Source organism: Paenibacillus sp. FSL P4-0127 (genome assembly GCF_038007325.1).
GTDB lineage: Bacteria > Bacillota > Bacilli > Paenibacillales > Paenibacillaceae > Fontibacillus > Fontibacillus macerans.
In genome coordinates, this window is the sequence record NZ_JBBOWY010000001.1 from 2,979,778 (window position 1) to 2,999,918 (window position 20,141).

A 20,141-nucleotide genomic window follows, 5' to 3' on the forward strand; every position below is an offset into this window, starting at 1 on the left:
CCAAAGGGGACGGAAGGGGCGTTAGTTAGCCACCGGTTGTTCCACCGTTCGAGCAACAGCCCATATGAACCCGGTTAGCTCCCTGGCCACCGCGCCTACGGCCACATTTTTGTGTTTGTTCTTTCCAAAAATGAGATGACGGTATTTGTAATGCAATCTTTCTTGCGCTTTCCACGACAACAGTTGTATATCGGCCGGCATGCCATCCAAACGCTTGGCGAGATCTCCTTTCACCGCAGGCCGATGACGGTAGCTCCAGGCGGATTCCACCAAGGATCGGCGCAAGCGCCCGTTACCGGCTTTGGTCATACTTCCGCGCCGAGTACTCAGGCCGGTTGAACTCTCACGAGGAACCAACCCTAAATACGCCATGAGTTGGGCCGGGGAGCGGAAGCGAGTAAATGAACCGATCTCAGCAGCTAGAGTGACGGCCGTCAGTAGTCCAATCCCACGCAGGGACTGAAGCACCCGAATCAGAGTTGCCTTGGAGCCGACCGTGGCTTGCTGAACCAAGGCTTTTTCCAAACGCCCCATCCGCTGCTCGATCTCATTTAAGGTATGGAGCATCTCGTCGAAGGCTACTTGCATGGGCTCATAAGGGAATGTCAGTTGCTCCAGCCAGGAACGGTACTTCCGGGTCCAACGACGCTTTATCGTAGCCGGCGGTTCGATTTGATGGCGGAGCAGGAACTTCAATATCCGCTGGCGTGCCCGATGCGCGTCCTCTTTGGCGGCCTCCCGGGCGCGAACCAACTCCCGCAAAGCCTCGTCTTCCCGCTCCGGGACGTAGACAGGAGTCAATTCTCCTGCACGAAACAGACGGGCAAGCTGCTCGGCGTCCCGTCGATCCGTCTTCACGTGATCACCAGGGCGTTTGGGAATAAGCGACGGAGCAATGACAACGCAATGGGCTCCCATGGAGGTGATCCAGCGATAGGTTTCGTAACCTGTCGGACCTGCCTCATAACAAAACGATAGCGTTTCGGCCGGTCCCAGTTCTTTGATCAGCTTGCGCAGCGCCGCCGGAGTGTGAGGAATGCTCCCGTAATAGCGAGGAGTTTCACCGCTTGCATCTGCAATAGCAACCGAAATTTTTTCTTTGGATACATCTAAACCGACGAATTTTGTGGTAGACTGCATAGTATCAGCTCTCCTTTGCTATGTAGCTCTGAAATGGTTTGGTTTTCACTATCCATTTTAACCTACGAGATGTAGCAATATGGAGGGCTGTCTTTTGTTTACGTTCATCATAGCTAGAATTTGAAATCGGCGTTTTGGGATCAATTAGCGGCTGTGGCAACCGTTAGAGTTTGTTTTGGGGTCAGAAATGATCTGTCGCAACATCACTGGCCGCCGGAATTGCTTGCACTGCTTGGGCATCGTGCCGGGCCGAAATGGCGGTCGGCGGAGCTAGGTGTCCCGTACGCACGGTCAAGCTGTATTGCAAACAGCGTTACTTGAGACGTTTACGCCGGGCCGGGCTATACGGCAAGCAGCCAAACTTGGTCCGTTTGCGGCCAGTCAGCGCTTTATGCAACCGCCGGCCACAACCAGTGCGACCACGGCCACAAACTAGTGCAACCGCCGGCCACAACCAGTGCAACCACGGCCACAAACTAGTGCAACCACGGCCACAAACTAGTGCAACCGCCGGCCACAACCAGTGCAACCACCGGCCGCATCTAATACAGCCACCGGCAACAACCAATGCAACCACCGGGGCCGCATCTAATGCAGCCGGCGGAACTGCTGCGGTGTCATGCCGGTATGCTTGCGAAAGGTGGCGACAAAATGGCTGGCATCGCGGAACCCGGTTTTGCCGGCGATGGCGGCTACGGTAACTCCTGGTTCGCCGGCCAGATGCTCCTTGGCTTTATGGATGCGCATTTGGGTGAGATAAGCGTAGGGAGATACGCCGAGCGTCTGCTGGAACAGCTTGCTTAAATGGCGGCCGGACATGCCGATCTCTTGGGCAAGCTTATCCAGGCCAATGTCGGGGTTGCCGTACTCCTGCTCCATCCAATGCAGCAGCGGCGCCAGCTTCTCCATATTGCGGGAGACGGACATGTTGCTGGCTTGCCCGAATTTGCTGAGCATGCCCAAAAAACGGTAAGTGCCGGCTGACGTCTCCAGGCCGAACAGGTCGGTGCCGCTGCCGACCTTGTTCAGCATTTCGCCGAGCATCGGGGCCAGAGGGGCCTCCGGGTCCCAGCGGAACAAGGCGGAGTCGCGGATCCCGAAAGCCGACAGAATCGCCGCGGCAGCCACGCCGCCGAAGGTTAGGTAATACGTTGCCCAGCCAGCGCCCCGCTTCGCCTCATAGGCGTGGGGCATCCCGGGAGGCAGCAATACGCCGCAGCCGGACGACAACACGACACTTTCGCTGCCGTAGGTAAGCAGGCCTTGGCCTTCCTCGGTTTGTAGCCAATGATAATAAGGATATCCGTTCGGGCGGGTGATTTTTTCCTGGTTCGGGTTGTAGCCGATGCTCTCCACGAGAAGCGGAAGATCGGGATTGGCGGCGGGAGAAAAAACAAAACGGGTAAACGCGCGCGCGCTCATATTTTTCCCTCCTGGGATGAGTTCCACATTATTATATATCAAAACAATAATATTATATATAAAGCGGATAAGAAACTTCCTACAATGGAGATATAATTATATTATTCTCAAAAGGATGTGTGTGCAGTGATCAACGAAAAACTGCCGAAAATATGGTACGGCGGTGACTATAATCCGGAGCAGTGGGGACCTGAAACTTGGCAAGAGGATGAACGGATGTTCAAACTGGCGGGCATCGACGTGGCAACCGTAAACGTGTTCTCCTGGGCGATGCTGCAGCAGGACGAGGATACTTACGATTTCAGTTTCCTCGACGCAACGATCGACCGTTTATATAAAAGCGGCGTGCACGTGTGCCTGGCGACCAGCACTGGCGCTCATCCCGCCTGGATGGCCCGGAAATATCCGGACGTGCTGCGCGTCGACGTGCAAGGGCGGAAACGCCGGTTCGGCGGCCGTCACAATTCGTGCCCGAACTCGCCGGCTTACCGGAAGTATTCGGAAAAGCTCGCCGGGCTCTTGGCCGAGCGGTACAAGGATCACCCGGGCCTTCTGATTTGGCATGTATCCAACGAATACGGCGGATATTGCTACTGCGACAACTGCGCCGCGGCGTTCCGCACCTGGCTCAAGGAGCGTTACGGCACGTTGGATGAAGTAAACCGCGCCTGGAATACCCGCTTCTGGGGGCATACGTTTTACGATTGGGAAGATATCGTCGTTCCGAACGAACTGAGTGAAGAATGGAATGGAAACCGCACCAATTTCCAAGGGATTTCCCTGGACTATCGCCGCTTTCAGTCCCAGTCGCTGCTCGACTGCTATAAGCTGGAATATGAGGCCATCAAAAAGTATACGCCGGACATACCGGTAACGACGAACCTGATGGGTTTCTATCCGGAGCTTGATTACTTCGAGTGGGCCAAATACATGGATATCGTGTCCTGGGACAACTATCCTTCCCTCGATACGCCGGTCAGCCATACGGCGATGACGCACGACCTGATGCGCGGGCTGAAAAGCGGAGCGCCGTTTATGCTGATGGAGCAGACGCCAAGCCAGCAAAACTGGCAGCCGTACAACTCGCTCAAACGGCCGGGCGTGATGCGGCTGTGGAGCTACCAGGCGGTCGCCCATGGGGCCGACACGGTGCTGTTCTTCCAGCTGCGCCGGTCCATCGGAGCGTGTGAGAAATACCACGGCGCCGTGATCGAGCACGTCGGCCACGAGCATACCCGGGTGTTCCGCGAAGTTGCCGAACTCGGCCGGGAGCTCCAGCAACTGGGCGGCACGCTGCTCGATGCCCGCACGGAAGCCAAGGTGGCGATAGTTTATGATTGGGAAAACCGGTGGGCGACGGAGCTCTCCAGCGGACCGACCGTCGCGCTGAATTACGTTAATGAGGTTCACAAATATTATGATGCGCTCTTCCGGATGCATGTGGAATGCGATATGGTGTCGGTGGAAGAGGACTTCGGCAAATACGAGATCGTGATCGCGCCGGTCATGTATATGGTGAAGCCGGGTTTTGCGAAAAAGGTGGAGGAATTTACCCAAAACGGCGGGACGTTCGTTACGACGTTCTTCAGCGGGATCGTCAACGAGAACGATCTGGTTACGACGGGCGGGTACCCGGGGGAATTGCGTCCGGTGCTGGGCATTTGGGCGGAAGAGATCGACGCGTTGTTCCCGGACCAGAAAAACCAAATCGTCATGAAGCAGCCGTGGGGTGAACTTACAGGACCTTACGAATGCGGCTTGCTCTGCGACCTCATTCATGCGGAAGGCGCCGAAGTGCTGGCGGAATACGACGCGGATTTCTATAAAGGCATGCCGGTGCTGACGGTAAACCGCTTCGGAAACGGCCGGGCGTATTATGTCGCCAGCAGTCCGGAGGCTTCATTCCTGCAAGGGTTCCTCAAAAATCTGTGCGAGGAAAAAGGAATCAAGCCTCTGCTCGAAGCTCCCGCAGGCGTTGAGACGGCGCGCCGGGTGAAAGACGGCAAAGCTTATCTGTTCCTGCTTAACCACAACGCGGAAGACACCCAAGTGGATATCGGCGCCAATACCAAAAAGGAACTGCTTAGCGGGGAGACACTAGCTGGAACCGTAACCGTGTCCGGCCGCGGCGTGCTCATCTTGGAAGATAAATAGAATTACGTTCATCAAGCACCCTGCAAGCGGTTTTGTGTGCAGGGTGCTTTTACATAAGGAGGCAACAGTATGGAAAGCGCAATCAAGCGGCGGTTGTCCGGCGAGGAACTCACGGCCTTAGTGGAGCGGGCATTTCAAGGTCAGAGACGATTGGACGGTTATGAGGAATTAAAGGACGGCTGGTTCAACTCCGCGTACGCCTTGACCCTGGATAACGGCATGAAGACGGTGCTGAAGCTTGCTCCCGGTTCGGAGGAAGGGATGCTGCGGTATGAGCGGAATGTGATGACCGCGGAAGTGAAGGTGCTTCGTCTGCTCGCCGCGGCGGACGGCATCCCGGTGCCCGGGATTCTGTACGAGGAGCGAGGCGTAGAGGGGAGCGAGTGGTTCCTGATGGAGTTCGTTCCGGGCGATCCTTACAACAAGGTGAAGGAGCAGATGGGGCCGGAGGAACGGCGGGACATTGAAGTTGAACTTGGACGGGTGAACCGGCGGATTAACGAAATTCAAGGAAAAAGATTCGGGTATTACGTACGGGAAGACAGTCAAGGGGATAGCTGGCCGGCCGTATTTACGGACATGATCGGCGGCGTTTTGGCCGATGCCGCGGATCAAGCCGTTGCCCTCCCGATGGATGCGGAGGAGGTATTCGGCCTGCTTCGTGAGCGGCAGGCCAGCTTGGGGGAGGTCACGGTTCCGCGGCTGGTCCATTGGGACTTGTGGGATGGGAACGTATTCGTCAAAGACCGGCGTCTTATCGCCATCATCGACTGCGAAAGGGCGCTCTGGGGCGATCCGCTGATGGAATACTACTTCCGCTCGTTTGTGGAAAACGGGGCGTTCCTGGACGGCTACGGCAAGCAGGATTTTACGGTGGCGGAATGCGAGCGGATGGCCTTGTACGACCTGTACATCGCGTTGATTCTTCACATTGAATGCAGGTTCCGCCAGTACATCGACGCGAATCATATCCGCTGGGCGGAGGAGCATTTAGCCCGTACTTGGAGTGGCTTAAATAGGGATGTTTAATGTTGGCACGCATTCTGGCCGACTACCTGAATGAAGTATATTTTAGCGAGAAGAGGGAAGCGCAGGGCCGATGGCATGAATGACGCACGAGAATGGCTCGTATAGGCATAAGTATGACTCACGAGATACGCACGAGATGACGCACGAGATGACGCACGAGCAATATGCATGATCGTTGTATAACAACGGGGGGGCCGCTCCATGCTGTAACGGTGGGAGCAACAAAAGCGCGGGCTGCAGGGAGATTCTCCTCGGCAACCCGCGTTTTTTTAGGAATAAGATGTAAGTTTCAGCGTTGGCATAACCAACTGCAAAAAGTGCATTTGATTTTCCGTACTTCCCCTATTCGAGGCAAGTGAGATGCAAAAGTGCAGTTGTTTTGTGCCTATTTCGGCAAAAAGTGGCTATTGGCCACAAATGAACTGCACTTTTGCATTTGAACCAAGAGTTTCGAGGAATCTCGACAAAAACCGCCTGCACTTTTGCATTTCGCATAATTCCTCGTCGAGGAACCGGTAAACCCGCGCAATGCTGCATCTACGGAATATGCACCATAGAGATGTAAACCATAGAGATGTGCACCATAGAGATGTGCACCATATAGAATATGCATAACATAGAATGCAACAACCCGCAATGTCACCTCTTCTTAATATTGCATCAGCAGACTGACATTTTGCCAACCGGCGCCAACCGTCCAGAAGACGAGGTAATCGCCGCGCTGTACTTTACCGGCTTGCACGGCCTCGTGAAGGGCGAGCAGCGGGCTGGTCGAAGCGGTGTATCCGAATCGGTCGCCGATGTAGACGACTTTGTCTTGATCGATCCCCAGGCCTTCGGTAACCCGTTTAATATTGCCGATGGTAAACTGGGAGAACAGGAAGCCGCCGATTTGCTCCTTGTTCAGATTGTTGCGTTCGAGCAAAATGCGGATGGAGTTCACCGCGGATTCCGCGCAAACCGAATCGTCAAACGGCGTAAACTGCACCTGCGCGTCTTTGGCCGTAAACTCCTCGCGGTACAAATTGGACAAACCGTGGGCCGGGAACAGGGAGTTGTCGATCACGGACGTATCGGTTTGATAAACGGAGTCGATCAGCCCGCGGGTTCCTTCCGCCTGCTCCAAAATGACGGCAACCGCCGACTCGGCAAAGTTGGAGTAATAGACGGGCTGCTCCGGACTGTGAATCGACAAATAATCCGCCCCGACGACAAGCGCCCGCTCTACCCGCGGGTTGGCCGTCATATACCGGCAGGCTTGCTCGATCGCCACGAGCATGCCCGCGCAGTTGGCGTTGATATCAAAACAGGCTGTAGAGAGGTCGCCGCCCAGTGCATGGTGCAGCTTCAGCGCATTGCTGGGGAGCAGATACTCCGGTGTTTGCGATGTAAAAATAATCAGGTCTACATCCTTGGCCTCAAGACCGCTTTTCTTCAGCACCAGCTTTGAGGCTTCCGCCGCCATCGTCAGCGTATTTTCTTCCGGGTTGTCGATGATAAAACGCTTGTTACGCCCGAGCGCGGTTACGAGACCGGTCACATCCGTCCCTTTTTCCGCAAAATAGTTGATGTAGTATTCGTTATCCACTTCATTTGCCGGATGGTACATGGCAATCTCGCGAATTTGCACGCCTCTCATAGCCATCTCTCCTTACACTTCGATGATTTCGTAGCTGTCCAGCTTAACGGTTCGGGCCACGCGCGAAAGCTGCATTTTCAGAATCGGGTTTTTGACAATGCGCAGCGTCACTTTTTTGAAGCCGTCTTTTTTGTAGAGGGCAAAGCATCCTTCCAGAAGCGGCAGTGAATCCGGCGCGGAGACGTTCAGTTTGGTGCAGTCGATGTCGATTTCATACTCCGGTACGGAAATGGTTGAAATCGCTTTGCTATAAGCCTCGATGGACGCTTGTCCGTCTTCGGGCGAAAAGGTTCCTTCTACATCGGCGTGAAATACTTTGGCGGATTGATCGATTTTAATATTAAAGCTTCCCATTGGATGTGGTTCCTCCTGTAATCGTTGATAGTTAAAAATTAAAAAAATTACTTTTTCAGCGCCTTCAGACGATCGAGAATCGGCGCCGGCTCGCTGCCATCGGTATTCACCTCGATCAGGCAAGGGCCTGCCATTTCCCGGACGAATCCCGGGATTTCGTCCATATCCTCCAGCCGGTCCACGGACATCGTCCGGATTCCGGCCGTCCGCATCATGTCGGCGATGGATATCCGCTCCTGCTTATAGTCCGGCATCGTGCGGTTGTACAGAAATTTTTGCCCGCGTTCGACATAGGAAAGCATAGCGTTATTGATGATGATATAGGTGATAGGCAGCTTGTACTCCTTGGCCGTAAGCACTTCGGAACCGTTCATGAAAAACGAACCGTCGCCGGCGATCACCGCGACCGGACGGCTTGAATCGGCCAGATAGAGTCCCGGTCCGCCGGCCATCGCCGAGCCCATCGCTCCGTAGTTTAGATTGATTTCAAAGTCTCCGCCCGCGGGGACTTCCAGATACTTCAGCACGAAGTTGGTGAATTCCCCGATATCGCACACATAACGCGTATCCCGCGGCATGACCTTGGACAGCTTCTCCAAAAACAGCCGCAGCGACAAGCCGGTATGATTGAGTTCATAAGGTTCGTTAAGCGGCAGCGGCTTTTTGAAAGCTCCTGGCGCAGGCTGAGCCTGCCGGAGAAGATAGGGGACCGCGTCCTGGAGATCGGCGACCACCGCCGCGTCCGTTTTGAAGACCTTCCCCGGCTCTTTGCCGTCGCGGTCGATATGGATCACTTTGCGTCCGGCCACAAGCGCTTCGTTGAAATTGCAGGTAGAGGCTTCCCCAAGGCTTGTTCCCAAGATGAGCAGGCACGAAGCCGGGGAAGCGTTGACGTATTCAAACGCCGCGTCGGTGCTGGAAAACCCGTAATTCCCCAGGTTAAGGGGGAAGTCGGCGGGGATGATTCCTTTTGCCGACGGCGTCGTAATGATGGGCCACTGCAGCCGCTCGCTAAGGCGCATAATCTCTTCGGCTGCGGCCCGCCCGCCGCGTCCGACCATGATGAGACCATGCTCTGCTTCGTTCAGCAGGGCGGCCGCCCGGTCCAACTCCGCCGGATCGAACGGAATCCGCTGAAGCAGCGCGGGATCCGGGGCGGCGGGAAGGCTGGGGGGCGCTTCCATCCGCTGCACATCGATCGGCACGGAAATATGTACTGGCCCGAAAGGAGGTGTAAGGGCGATCCTTACCGCCTTGTCCAGCTCGGCCATGACTTCCGCTTCGTTCATGACCGTGTTGCTGTATTTGGTGATCGGTCTGACGATATGCTGGGCGTCCATCTCCTGGATGGCACCTTTGCCGATCTGCCATCGGTTTACGTAGCCGGTAATCACGAGCAGCGGAGCTTTGGCCCGCATGGCGTCGGCGATCCCGTTCATCATGTTCGCTACGCCTACCGCCCCGGCGCCGGCGCAAACGGCCAGCTTCCCGGAGGTGCTGGCATATCTCGCCGCCATATAAGCCGCTCCAGCTTCATTTTTCGTAATGATCGGCTTCATATCGACATCGATCAACGCATCGTAAATCGGACCGATGATTCCTGCCGGAATCCCAAAAATACAATCCACTCCGGTTTCCTTCAAATACTTGAGTATGGCTTCGGCTATGTTCATATTCCGGATATCTCCTTATCCTAGTGTTGAAACGCATCTCTGTATTCGTTCACCAGTGCTTCCGCACGTTCGATCTCCTCGGCGGAGAAAAAATGCAGCTTGCCTATCGAGGCGACAACGACAATACCCTGAACCGCGCCGTCGTGCATGACGGGAATAACCATGATGCTGTCGATCCCGAACAGAAAAAACTCATCGGCCGATCTGGGATCGTTTTTGACGTCCTGAACCACTGCCGCCGTTTGGGGATGGGCCATCAGTTCGCGAAGCAGGCGGTCATGTTCGATATAGACCGGATTTTGCGCATGTACGCTTTTCCACCGCTCCACGCCAAGGTGATCCGTTTTCGTTTTCAACACCGGGTTCAAGCGGCCTTCCCTGATTTCGTGATAGGCGATATCGGCCACGCCGGTCAGGCGTTCCAGCGCTTCAAACAGCAAAGCTAATCGTTCCATGTCCATCCTCCTCGCTTGCTAGATTGAGTATCTGTTTAATAGGGACTTCAGTTTTTCGGCTTCCGTCTCAAGCTGCTTGGAAGATTCGAGCGTTTCTTCCATGGCGGTCAACTGTTCTTCCGAGCAAGCCATGATCTCCTTGGTCCCGGCCAGATTGACCTCGGTAATCTCGAGCGTCTGTCTTACGGAGTCCATGATTTGTTCCGTGCTTGCGCTGATCTGCTGCGTCACCGCGGAAACTTCCTGAACCCGGGTGGACACCTGCTCGGCCAAATGCACGATTTGCTGGAACGAATCGCCGGCGGAGGTAACGAGGACGCTTCCGGTCTCGACCTCGGTCATGACCCGTTTCATCGCTTCGATCGATTGATCGGAGCCTGTGCGGATATGGCCGGCCATCTCGGCGATATCCTTGGCCGATGCCGCCGATTGCTCGGCAAGCTTGCGGATTTCGCCCGCGACCACTGCGAACCCTTTGCCGTATTCGCCCGCTCTTGCGGCCTCGATAGCCGCGTTTAATGCCAGCAAATTGATTTGACTGGAAATTTCCGAGATCAGCAGAGTGACCTTGTCGATTTCTTCCGTCCGCTCGCCGAGTTGGTTTACGGTTTGCGACGAAGCGACCGTGGTTTCGTAAATTTTGCTCATTTGGTCAACCAGGCGGTCGATGCCTTCGTTGCCCGCATTCGCCTGAGCCGCGGCCTCGGTCGCTTCCTCCGCCACACCTTGCGCTGACAGGGCGATGTGCTCCATGCCTTTTCCGACTTCTTCAAGCATCAAATGGTTGTTCCGTGCACTTTCGACGAGCTGCTCACTACCTTCGGAAATCATTTTGATCGATTCCGTGACCCCTACAACGAGGTCGTTGCAAAACTCCATATTGCCCGTCAAGTCCCGCGACGTATCGGCTACCTTGGCCGACATGTCCTGCATATGCCCGGCCGCTTCCCTTAATTGGGCGCCGATCAGCTTCAGGTGGCCGGCCAGTTCGCTGAATTCGTCCATCACCTGGACGTCGCCGTCGAAGGCTAAATCGCCTTCCGTCATGGCTTTGGTCCGCTCGGCCATTTTTTGGAACGATTTGTCGAGCAGCCCGGCAATCAGCACGGCCTCCCCCGCGCCGATCAAGGCAAACAGGACGATCATCAGCGCGGCGGCCCAGCCGTTCATCAGTCCAAGCAGATAGAAGATCAGAACGAGCACGATCGCCAGCACCGCAAGCGGTCCGGCAACCAGCAACAACAACTTGCGGGCTAAGCCTTTACCGAAATGTGATAATTTCAAGTTACTTACTCCTTTGCTGTCACTCTAATACCCTTAGCAGCTGCCGTTTTCCGTTTTTCGCCGTTTTAACTTTTTAGAAGCAGGTCCCCTCCTTCCTTGTCCGAAGCTTCGCCGCGACGTTTTAACCTGGCCCCAAGCCCTAATTGAAACCAAAAAAAGACTTTCGCGAAGAAAGTCCGGCGGCCAACAAGCCATGATTCGGCATAAGGTTGGCATCCCGGCGGTCATGATTCCGTTAAGAATTTTAGATCCGTGGCTTTGCGTCCCTGCCTTTCGGCCAGGTTTGCGATTTACATCCTATTCCTTGTATTTGGTTGTGAATGATGGGAGAGTGAAGTCGCGGCGCTCCCACAGATTAGGAATATACTACTTATATCGGAAGGCGGGTCCTGATATTTCATAAAATTTTCGGCAAATTCAAAAAATTTTCAATAATAGGGGACTATAAGAGGATGACTTTGGTTCTAGAAAAAGAAGGGAAAATATAGGTCGAATAGGAAGGATGTACTATATATCCCATTTTAGATTCAAGGTATTGATGGCTGACCTATCGCATACGGCTGGGTTCAGTTTTCCTGGAAAGGCTTAGGTGTTCGAAGCAAAATTGGGTTCGCAGAAAATCTAACGGTTGTAATAGCGGCTATTTGACGAAAAAAGCCCTGTTCAAAATTTTAACGGTTGTGAGAAGCGTTATTTGCCTGAAACTAAGCAAAATGAGCCGGATTTCAGTGAAATAAGCGCTATGGCAACCGTTACAATTTGAAATCAACGTTTTTTAAGCGAATAGCGGTTGTGGCAACCGTTAGATTAGTTGTGGCCAGCGTGAGAGCTCACCGGGCTTGCTTAAGCGAAAATAAAACCGCCGGACGGTCAAGCTAAACAAGGAGTTAGCTTGCCATCCAGGCGTTAATTAAGCAGCGCACCCGCCGTTTGGTCAGCTCCGCTCCAGAATGGTAGCCAGCGTTGTGCGGTCGAGTCCTTTGACGAGCCGGATCAGCAGCTCCTTGGCGGCCGCGTAGTCGTCGGTATGGATGATGGACGACGAGGTGTGGATATAACGCGAGCAGATGCCGATCACGCCCGAAGGCACGCCGATGCCGCTCAAATGAACCGGACCGGCGTCGGTTCCGCCTGTGGATACAAAATATTGGTATTTGATGCGGTGCGTATCGGCCGTGTCCCGGATATACTCGACCAGCCCCCGATGCGTCAGCATCGTCGGGTCGTACACCCGCAGCAAAGCGCCTTCGCCCAGCTTGCCGAAGGCCCGTTTGTCGCCGGTCATATCGTTTGCCGCGCTGGCGTCCAGCGCAAAGAAGATGTCCGGCTGGATCAAATTGGCCGCCGTGCGCGCTCCCCGCGTACCCAGTTCCTCCTGCACATTGGCTCCGCAGTACAACACGTTGGGCAGTTTTTCCCCATGCAAAGCTTCCAGCAGCTCGATCGCCAAACCGACGCCGTACCGGTTGTCCCAGGCTTTGGCCATGATTTTTTTCGGGTTGACGAGCGGAGTAAATTCACAGATCGGCAAAATCTGCTGCCCGATCTGCACGCCGGCCGCTTCCGCTTCCTCGCGGCTGTCGGCGCCGATATCCAGGTACATCGCTTTCAGGTCGACCGGTTTGCCGCGCTGCGCTTCATCCAGCAGATGGGGAGGCGTCGATCCGACCACGCCGACGATTTTCCCTTTCGGTGTAACGATCTGCAGGCGCTGCGCCAATACCGCCTGGCTCCACCAGCCCCCGAGCGGCTGAAAAGACACCATACCGTTATCGCTAATGCCGGTCGTGATGAAGCCTACCTCGTCAAAATGCCCGGCGACCATGACCCGCGGTCCCTGCTCATCGCCGCGCAGTACCCCAAACAAACTGCCGAGCCGGTCTTGAACGAACTCCTGCGTAAAAGCGGACATTTTCTCCTTAACCAAGGCGCGCAGCTCCCGCTCAAACCCGGGGGCCGCCGGAAATTCGGTCAGCTGTTTAAACAGCTGCTGCGTTTTTTCATTCATCTTGTTTCTCTCCTTTTTTTCCTGCAAATGGCAAGGCCATACGCTCTTTACATTAGTATGAACCACCTTGTTCCGATTGTCCATGCGCCTGAAAAGTCCTGTTCTTTTGCCGCCGGGCCAAGCACCAAATTCGCGGCGGCGCATATACTTTAACAAGCAAGGGGCCAAATAAGGGAGGCAAAAAAATGGAACTCCGCTCCACGGATTGGCTGTTGATCTGTCTTCTCTTTATTCTGCTGGTCATTATTCTTCTATACCTTTAAAAACAAATAGGACGCCTTGGACGCCAGTTCCGTTGTTTGACGCTAATTGTTTTACCCAAAACCCGGTGTCCCGAACCCGCCAGAGCGATCTTGGCGGGTTTTGTTTTGTTCGCTGCTTGCCGCTATGGATGATTTACCAAACATAACAAGCCAGTCGCTGACAAATAATGAATATACCGTGCTTATAAGGCATGAGCAGAAAAAGGAGGGATACCGTTGCCAACAAAAAGTAAACCGGGCGCCCGGGTGAAGCTGAACCATCTGCTGCTGACGGAAGAGGAATACAAGCAGGTTGCCGACCAGCACAAGCCGAAGACAAGCATCTTTGCCAATTGCCTCAAAGCTTTTCTGGTCGGCGGTTTCATTTGTCTGATCGGACAAGGTATCCAGCAGTTGTTCATGACGTTTGCCGGGATGACGTCAAGGGAGGCGAGCAGCCCGACCGTCGCCATGCTGATTTTGATTTCCGTCATTCTCACCTCGCTTGGGGTATACGATAAAATCGCGCAATGGGCCGGAGCGGGCACCGCCGTGCCCGTCACGGGCTTCGCCAACTCGATGTGCTCCTCCGCGCTCGAATCCCGGGCGGAAGGGCTGGTGCTTGGCGTTGGGGCCAACATGTTCAGGCTGGCGGGATCGGTGGTCGTGTTTGGCGTGGTGGCCGCTTTTATCGTAGGGATGATTTATGCGATTTTCGGTTTGGAGGGGGGCCACTGATGCTTATTGGCGCACAAACTTGGGAGTTCCGGTCCAGACCGGCGATCGTCGGGGCGGCCACGGTCGTCGGTCCCGAGGAAGGGGGCGGACCGCTCGGCGGGACTTTTGATTTCGTGTACGACAATCTGGAAATCGACGAAAAGACGTGGGAAAAGGCCGAGCGCAAGCTGCTCGAGCATGCCTCCGCCCTCGCCCTGGTCAACGCGGGGATCGCCCGGGAGGAGTTGTCCTGCTTTGTCGGCGGCGATTTAATGAATCAGATCATCTCCGCCACGTTCGCGGCCAGGACCATCGCCGCTCCGTACCTCGGTGTCTTTGGGGCCTGCTCCACTTCCATGGAGGGCCTGGCGCTGGCCGCGCTGATTGCGGATAGCGGAGCCGGACGGTTCGTGATGGCCGGCACGGCAAGCCATAACTGCACGGCGGAGAAGCAGTTCCGTTATCCGACGGAATACGGCTCGCAGAAACCGGGGACGGCTCAATATACGATAACCGGGTCAGGATGCGCCGTCGTGTCTTCGCAAGGCCGGGGGCCGCGGATCACACATGCCACGATCGGGCGAATCCAGGACCTCGGCGTGAAGGACCCGTTCAACATGGGGGCGGCGATGGCGCCCGCGGCCGCGGATACGCTGGTCTCCCATTTCCGCGACACCGGGCGGGGGCCGGAAGATTACGATTTAATCGTCACGGGGGACCTCGCCTCGGTCGGACATGCCATCGTCAAAGATATTTTGGCCAAAGACGGCGTACCGATGGATAAGACGGAATTTAACGATTGCGGGCTGATGATCTACGACCGCGGCAAACAGCCCTTCGTTATGGCCGGAGGCAGCGGCTGCGGCTGTTCAGCCGTGGTCGCTTACGGTTCGATTTTGCAAAAATTAAAAAACAAAGAGCTCGGCCGCGTGCTGGTCGTTGCCACCGGAGCGCTTTTGTCCCCGCTGTCCTATCAGCAGGGGGAAAGCATTCCCTGCATCGCCCATGCGGTTGCTCTGGAAAAGGAGGAAAGCGAATCATGATTTATGTTTGGGCGTTTGTAATCGGCGGGTTGATTTGCGTTGTCGGGCAGTTGATGTTCGACGTGCTTAAATTGACGCCGGCGCACACGATGAGCACGCTGGTCGTTGTGGGGGCGATCATGGACGGTTTGGGCTGGTACGATCCGCTTGTCAAATTCGCCGGAGCGGGGGCTTCCGTGCCGATCACCAGCTTCGGGAACTCGCTTGTTCACGGGGCGCTGACCGAACTTCAGCAACAGGGCTGGATCGGGGTCATTACCGGTATTTTCGAAGTCACCAGCGCGGGGATTTCTTCAGCGATCATCTTCTCCTTCCTGGCGGCCTTGGTCGTCCGGCCCAAAGGCTAGGAAATAAATAACAATCAGGCTTTTTGCGGGCCGGCGAGTGTACTCCCAATCTATCTTCATGTAAAATAGGTAGATATATACAGGGTTCTATTTGGGAGGGAAAAATACGTGCCCGTACAACAGCAATCGATTCGAACTTTAACCGCCGTAAAAAACAATTTGGAATCGTGCATTTTAGGAAAATCTTTTGAAATCCATCTCCTGCTCTCCGCGCTGCTTGCCGGCGGACATGTATTAATCGAGGATGTCCCGGGTACGGGGAAAACGCAGCTGATCAAAGCCCTGGCCAAGTCCATGCGCGGCGATTACCGGCGGATTCAATGCAATCCCGACATTTTGCCCAGCGACATTACGGGCGTATCGGTGTTTCATCCCCATGAGGAACGGTTCGTGTTCCGGCCCGGGCCGGTGATGACCAATATTTTGCTGGCCGACGAAATCAACCGGGCGACCACGAAAACGCAGTCCGCGCTGCTGGAAGTGATGGAGGAGCGGAGCGTGACCGCCGACGGCATCACTTATGAGCTGCCGCGGCCTTTTATGCTGTGCGCGACCCAGAATCCGATCGATTTTGAAGGAACATACATGCTTCCGGAGGCTCAATTGGACCGGTTTATGCTGAAGATCGGGCTCGGTTACCCCGATGCGGCCACCGAAAAATCGCTGCTCCGTTCCCACAGCCAGGGGCAGCCGGCCGATCAGCTGCAGCCGGTGACGACGATGGAAGAAATCGCGGCCATTCAGCAAGAAATCCGCGATGTGTATATCAGTGAAGCGCTGGCCGATTACCTGCTGGACATCGTCCGCCGTACGCGCGAGCATCAAGACGTGTTGCTCGGAGCTTCGCCGCGCGCTTCGCTGGCTTTCGTGGCGGCCGCCAAAGCGTACGCTTTTTTGCAGGAGCGGGATTATGTACTGCCGGATGACATCAAGACGCTCGCGCCGTACGTACTTGGCCACCGGATTTTGCTCCGTCCGGAATCTCGGCTAGGGCAAGTCCATGCCGCCCAGGTTCTGGAGCAAATCATGCGGCAGGTCCAGGTGCCGCTATCCGTAGGGCGGTAACTATGCGGGAGTTTCTCGAAGGAGTTAAAGCGGGCCTTGCCAGCCGGAAATTTTGGAGAGTGGCCGCCGTATGGCTGATCTGTCTCCTGTACGTTTTGTTTCAGGGCGGCAAGACTTCGTTTATGTTGTTGATGATGGTATCGGTGCTGGCCGCTTATTGGGCGATCGGCGGGCTTGGCGGCGTGAAGCGGATCCGTGGCACGCGGAATTTATCGCTCGAAGAACGCGGCGGAGTGCTGCAAGCGGGCCAGCAGGTGCTCGTCAGGCTTAGGCTGCAGCTCCCGGCGTTTATGCCGCTGCCTTACCTCGTCATCCGCGAGACGCTAAAGCGCCACAACGGCGACACCTGGGCGTTTGAAGACAGCGTGGTCCCGTACTTTCGCGGACGCGCGGAACTGGTGTACAAGACGCCCCCGCTTGAGCGGGGGAAATACGTATTTGCCGGCACGACCTGCAGCGCCGAGGATATTTTCGGTTTGATGGAGCATACGGGCACGGTGCAGTCCGGTGGGGAGTTCCGCATCTTGCCGCGCACCGTGTTCATCCCGCACTGGGAGCTGTACAGCCGCAATTCGCGTCTGGCCGGGCCGGAGACGGCCATCTCTCTTTCGCGGCGGGAAACGACCCAGATTAACGGGGTTCGCGACTACGTCTACGGCGACCGGATTTCCCGGATTCATTGGAACGCGACGGCCAAAACCGGTTCGTGGAAGTCCAAGGAGTTCGAGCATGAGTCGCTGCCGAAGACGATTTTGCTGCTCGACGCTCATACGTCCAGTTATGCGGGCGCAGCCCAGTTTGAGCTGGCCGTGTCGGCGGCCGCCTCTTTGCTGGAGTATGGAGCTAGGGCGCGGATCAGCATGGGCATGGGCACGATGGGCAAAACGTTTCGCCTCTTTGCGCCCGCCGAAGCTTCTCTGGAACGCGAGCAGATGATCCATCATCTCGTGGACATCGACGCGGACGGTTACGGCAACCCTCTCGACAAGCTGGAATCGCATAAAGAATGGTTTCCGCCGGGGGCGTTTTTTATTCTCATCAGCCCGCTGGCCGATGAGAAGGCGCTGGGCATGTTGCGTTGGGCTAAAACGCGGCAAATGGTGCCGTATCATATCCAAATCGGCCGGGGGAACCCGGCGGGAGCCCAGCCGCGGGCCAATCGAAGCCAGCCTTCCGCCTGGCAGCGGACGCTTCGCGAGCAGGGGCTGGGGGGCGTCCAAATCGCTGCCCTCGGCGAGCTGCCGGCAGCCATGGGAGGTGCGAAGCTATGATGACCACGGCGCCGCACTGGAAATGGTTTTCGTACCGGCTGCTCGTGATGCTCTGGCTTACGGTCATCGCCATGCAGTGGATCGATTTTACCGAGCCGATCTGGTTTTCGGCAACGACCACGCTGGTCACGGCCACCGTCATTACCATAGCGCTTATCGAAGTGCTGCTGCCGATCAAGGCCGCTTGGAGATGGACGGTCAAAATCGCGCTTGTTCTTGCCGGATGGAGGATCGTCTTGACCGGCTGCGGTGTTTACGTCCCTTACGGACCGCTGTTTCCCGACCAGATCCGCGGCATGGCGCTGTCCTTTGTTCCGTATATCTGGTTTTCGCTGGCGGCCTGGGCGCTCTTGGAACTGGCGGTTCGGCTGGTCGTCGGCCGCAAACGCATCCTGTTGTTTCTGGCGGTTCATCTGCTGGTGTTCACGATTTTGGACTCCTTTACTTCCTATTATCTATGGTCCAATGTCGCCTGGCTTGTTTTTGCCGCGCTGGGATGGCTGGCCAGCTGGCATTTTTACGAATACAGGCTGAAATATCCGCAAGGGTGGCAGCGGCTGCGGCGGCAGCCGATCAAAGTCGCTATAAACATCGCCCTGGTGTTTGCCTGCGTCCTGCTGATCGGCATCAGCATGCCGGCGGTTTCGCCGACGCTGACCGATCCCTACACGGCCTGGATCAAGCGCAGCGGCGGAGCGGGGGGAGACGCGGGAACAACGCTTGCGAGCGCTGTAGAAACTACGGGAACGGCCCTATCCCAGGAGCAAATTATGTCCGGATACAGCCGCGACGACAAGGACCTGGGCGACGGCTTCGAATTCAGTTACACGCCGGTCATGTCCGTATCCACGCCCGTCAGGTCATACTGGCGCGGGGAAACCCGCCGGATCTACTCGGGCAAGGGCTGGGCCGATCTGGAGGATGAGCCGCGGCAAACCGAGCGGTATCGGGGCGCCCCGTCCGACGGGCCGCTCGCCGCGGATCGTCCCGGGAAAGTCGAGACAAGACAGGTCGAGCAAATCATTACGATGAATACCGACCAGGAATATCCGGTGCTGTTCGGGGGCTACGCAATGGAGAGCGTCGAGCTGCTGGACGACCGGCAGCAGTCTGCCGATATGCGTTGGGCCCGGCGGGAAGGCGAACTGTTTTGGCACGGGTACCGCGATCCCGGCGACCTCCCGGATTATCCGCGCAAATACAAGGTTGTGGCAAATGTTCCGCTCATCCCGTTGCGGGAGCTGAAGCAGGCTGACTATGACGAGCTGTATCCGGAGCCCCCGGACGGGGAGTACTTGCAGCTTCCGGACAGCCTTCCGCAGCGGGTGAAGGATCTGGCGCGGGAGATCACGGCGGAAGGGTCCACGCCGTATGAGAAAATGGAGCTGCTGCAGGCTTATTTGCGGCAAAACTTCGAATATACGAACAAGCCGGACTTGTCCCGGCGGGAAAGCGGCGACTTCGTGGACAGCTTTCTGTTCGAAATCAAGCAGGGCTACTGCGATTATTATTCGACGGCGATGGTGATCATGGCCCGGTCGCTGGGGGTTCCGGCCAGGTGGGTGAAGGGCTACGCGCCGGGAACCCAGCCGAGCGAGGAAATGATGATGCGGAGTCCGGGGATCAGCGGGAATTACACGGTAAGCAACGCCGACGCCCACTCTTGGGCGGAGCTGTATTTTGGCGATTACGGCTGGATTCCGTTCGAGGCGACACCAGGCTTTGACGCGCCGATTTTGCTCGCCGAGGAGGACAGCGTGGAGACGCTGGCGCCGGAGCCGGCTCAAGAGACGGAGACCGCAGCCATAGAAGAAAGTTTCCTGGATAAGATCGATCCTGCCGTACTTCGCCGCGTATCCCTAATCGCGCTGGCCGTGCTGCTGGCTTGGGGACTGTATCAGGTTCGGAACGAGCTTTACTTCACTTGGCTGCGGCTGCGGTTGGGCCGGCCTTTAACGCCCGGCGAGAAGACGGTGTTCGAGACGCTGCGGGTGGTCAAAAGGCTGCGGCTCAGAGGGCTTACGCGCGGCGACCAGGAAACGCTGCGGGAAACGTTCGCCCGCTGGAAGCGGGAGAAGCCGCATTTGTCCGGCGCGCTCGACCCGCTGCTGGCCAGCTTCGAAAAAGCGAATTACAGCTCCGCCTCCGTCTCGGAGGAAGAATGGCAAGCGGCCCGTCGTCTTGCCCGCGATCTGCTCAAGCGTACGAGCGGTCGCCGCGGCCGCGGACTGCCCATGCAGCCTTAAGTCGGCGAAACGGCATTTGAATTTGCGTTCCCCCGCGCCCCGCGCGCGAGGG

At 56.3% G+C, this 20,141-nt stretch carries 16 protein-coding genes and 1 riboswitch; of the genes, 8 read left to right on the forward strand and 8 right to left on the reverse strand.

The window, feature by feature from the left end:
• Positions 1-21 precede the first annotated feature (21 nt).
• Together NYE74_RS13315 and NYE74_RS13320 are read right to left on the reverse strand one after the other, a co-directional pair.
• Positions 22-1,140 carry an IS110 family transposase gene (locus NYE74_RS13315; RefSeq protein ID WP_036623922.1) on the reverse strand — a complete coding sequence of 373 codons (1,119 nt, stop codon included), beginning with the start codon at positions 1,138-1,140 and terminating at the stop codon, positions 22-24.
• Between the two features lie 588 nt (positions 1,141-1,728).
• A complete protein-coding gene (locus tag NYE74_RS13320) occupies positions 1,729-2,562 on the reverse strand; it encodes an AraC family transcriptional regulator (RefSeq protein WP_270619342.1) in 834 nt (277 codons plus the stop codon).
• A 126-nt stretch (positions 2,563-2,688) separates the two neighbouring features.
• On the opposite strand from NYE74_RS13320, the gene NYE74_RS13325 reads away from it, so the two are divergent.
• Complete coding sequence (locus NYE74_RS13325; RefSeq protein WP_340928490.1) at positions 2,689-4,716, forward strand: beta-galactosidase; 2,028 nt, start codon at positions 2,689-2,691, stop codon at positions 4,714-4,716.
• A gap of 69 nt (positions 4,717-4,785) precedes the next feature.
• Positions 4,786-5,745 (forward strand): phosphotransferase family protein, encoded by a 960-nt coding sequence (locus NYE74_RS13330; RefSeq protein WP_340928489.1) that lies wholly within the window; start codon positions 4,786-4,788, stop codon positions 5,743-5,745.
• Positions 5,746-6,394: 649 nt separating this feature from the next.
• Here the strand turns inward: NYE74_RS13330 and NYE74_RS13335 are convergent.
• From NYE74_RS13335 to NYE74_RS13360, 6 genes are all read right to left on the reverse strand, one after another.
• The gene (locus NYE74_RS13335; RefSeq protein WP_326045671.1) at positions 6,395-7,384 is read right to left on the reverse strand and encodes a ketoacyl-ACP synthase III; all 990 of its coding nucleotides are present in this window, start codon (positions 7,382-7,384) and stop codon (positions 6,395-6,397) included.
• A gap of 12 nt (positions 7,385-7,396) precedes the next feature.
• Positions 7,397-7,738 carry a hypothetical protein gene (locus NYE74_RS13340; protein WP_036621050.1) on the reverse strand — a complete coding sequence of 114 codons (342 nt, stop codon included), beginning with the start codon at positions 7,736-7,738 and terminating at the stop codon, positions 7,397-7,399.
• A gap of 47 nt (positions 7,739-7,785) precedes the next feature.
• On the reverse strand, positions 7,786-9,411 hold the full coding sequence (locus tag NYE74_RS13345) for a thiamine pyrophosphate-binding protein (protein ID WP_326045672.1): 1,626 nt from the start codon (positions 9,409-9,411) through the stop codon (positions 7,786-7,788).
• A 20-nt stretch (positions 9,412-9,431) separates the two neighbouring features.
• Entirely contained in the window at positions 9,432-9,866 is a 435-nt protein-coding gene (locus NYE74_RS13350) for a GAF domain-containing protein (RefSeq protein ID WP_326047842.1), read from the reverse strand.
• 18 nt (positions 9,867-9,884) lie between these two features.
• On the reverse strand, positions 9,885-11,150 hold the full coding sequence (locus NYE74_RS13355) for a methyl-accepting chemotaxis protein (protein WP_326047841.1): 1,266 nt from the start codon (positions 11,148-11,150) through the stop codon (positions 9,885-9,887).
• Between the two features lie 208 nt (positions 11,151-11,358).
• Positions 11,359-11,448: riboswitch (cyclic di-GMP riboswitch) on the reverse strand.
• Positions 11,449-12,084: 636 nt separating this feature from the next.
• The gene (locus tag NYE74_RS13360; RefSeq protein WP_278739644.1) at positions 12,085-13,158 is read right to left on the reverse strand and encodes a M42 family metallopeptidase; all 1,074 of its coding nucleotides are present in this window, start codon (positions 13,156-13,158) and stop codon (positions 12,085-12,087) included.
• A 479-nt stretch (positions 13,159-13,637) separates the two neighbouring features.
• Here NYE74_RS13360 and spoVAC point away from each other — a divergent pair, with 479 nt between their 5' ends.
• The 6 genes from spoVAC (at position 13,638) to NYE74_RS13390 (ending at position 20,089) form a co-directional block, all read left to right on the forward strand.
• Positions 13,638-14,138: a stage V sporulation protein AC gene (spoVAC, locus tag NYE74_RS13365; RefSeq protein ID WP_411828901.1), complete on the forward strand. Its 501-nt coding sequence runs from the start codon at positions 13,638-13,640 to the stop codon at positions 14,136-14,138.
• Entirely contained in the window at positions 14,138-15,160 is a 1,023-nt protein-coding gene (gene spoVAD, locus NYE74_RS13370) for a stage V sporulation protein AD (protein WP_341004854.1), read from the forward strand. The genes spoVAC and spoVAD overlap by 1 nt, the downstream gene beginning before the upstream one ends.
• Positions 15,157-15,507, forward strand: coding sequence for a stage V sporulation protein AE (gene spoVAE, locus NYE74_RS13375; protein WP_036621060.1), 351 nt, complete (start codon positions 15,157-15,159; stop codon positions 15,505-15,507). The genes spoVAD and spoVAE overlap by 4 nt, the downstream gene beginning before the upstream one ends.
• A 108-nt stretch (positions 15,508-15,615) precedes the next feature.
• Positions 15,616-16,572: an AAA family ATPase gene (locus tag NYE74_RS13380; protein WP_213511041.1), complete on the forward strand. Its 957-nt coding sequence runs from the start codon at positions 15,616-15,618 to the stop codon at positions 16,570-16,572.
• A 2-nt stretch (positions 16,573-16,574) separates the two neighbouring features.
• The gene (locus NYE74_RS13385; RefSeq protein ID WP_340928484.1) at positions 16,575-17,843 is read left to right on the forward strand and encodes a DUF58 domain-containing protein; all 1,269 of its coding nucleotides are present in this window, start codon (positions 16,575-16,577) and stop codon (positions 17,841-17,843) included.
• Positions 17,840-20,089, forward strand: a complete 2,250-nt coding sequence (locus NYE74_RS13390) for a DUF4129 domain-containing transglutaminase family protein (RefSeq protein WP_340928482.1) — start codon at positions 17,840-17,842, stop codon at positions 20,087-20,089. The genes NYE74_RS13385 and NYE74_RS13390 overlap by 4 nt, the downstream gene beginning before the upstream one ends.
• Positions 20,090-20,141 lie beyond the last annotated feature (52 nt).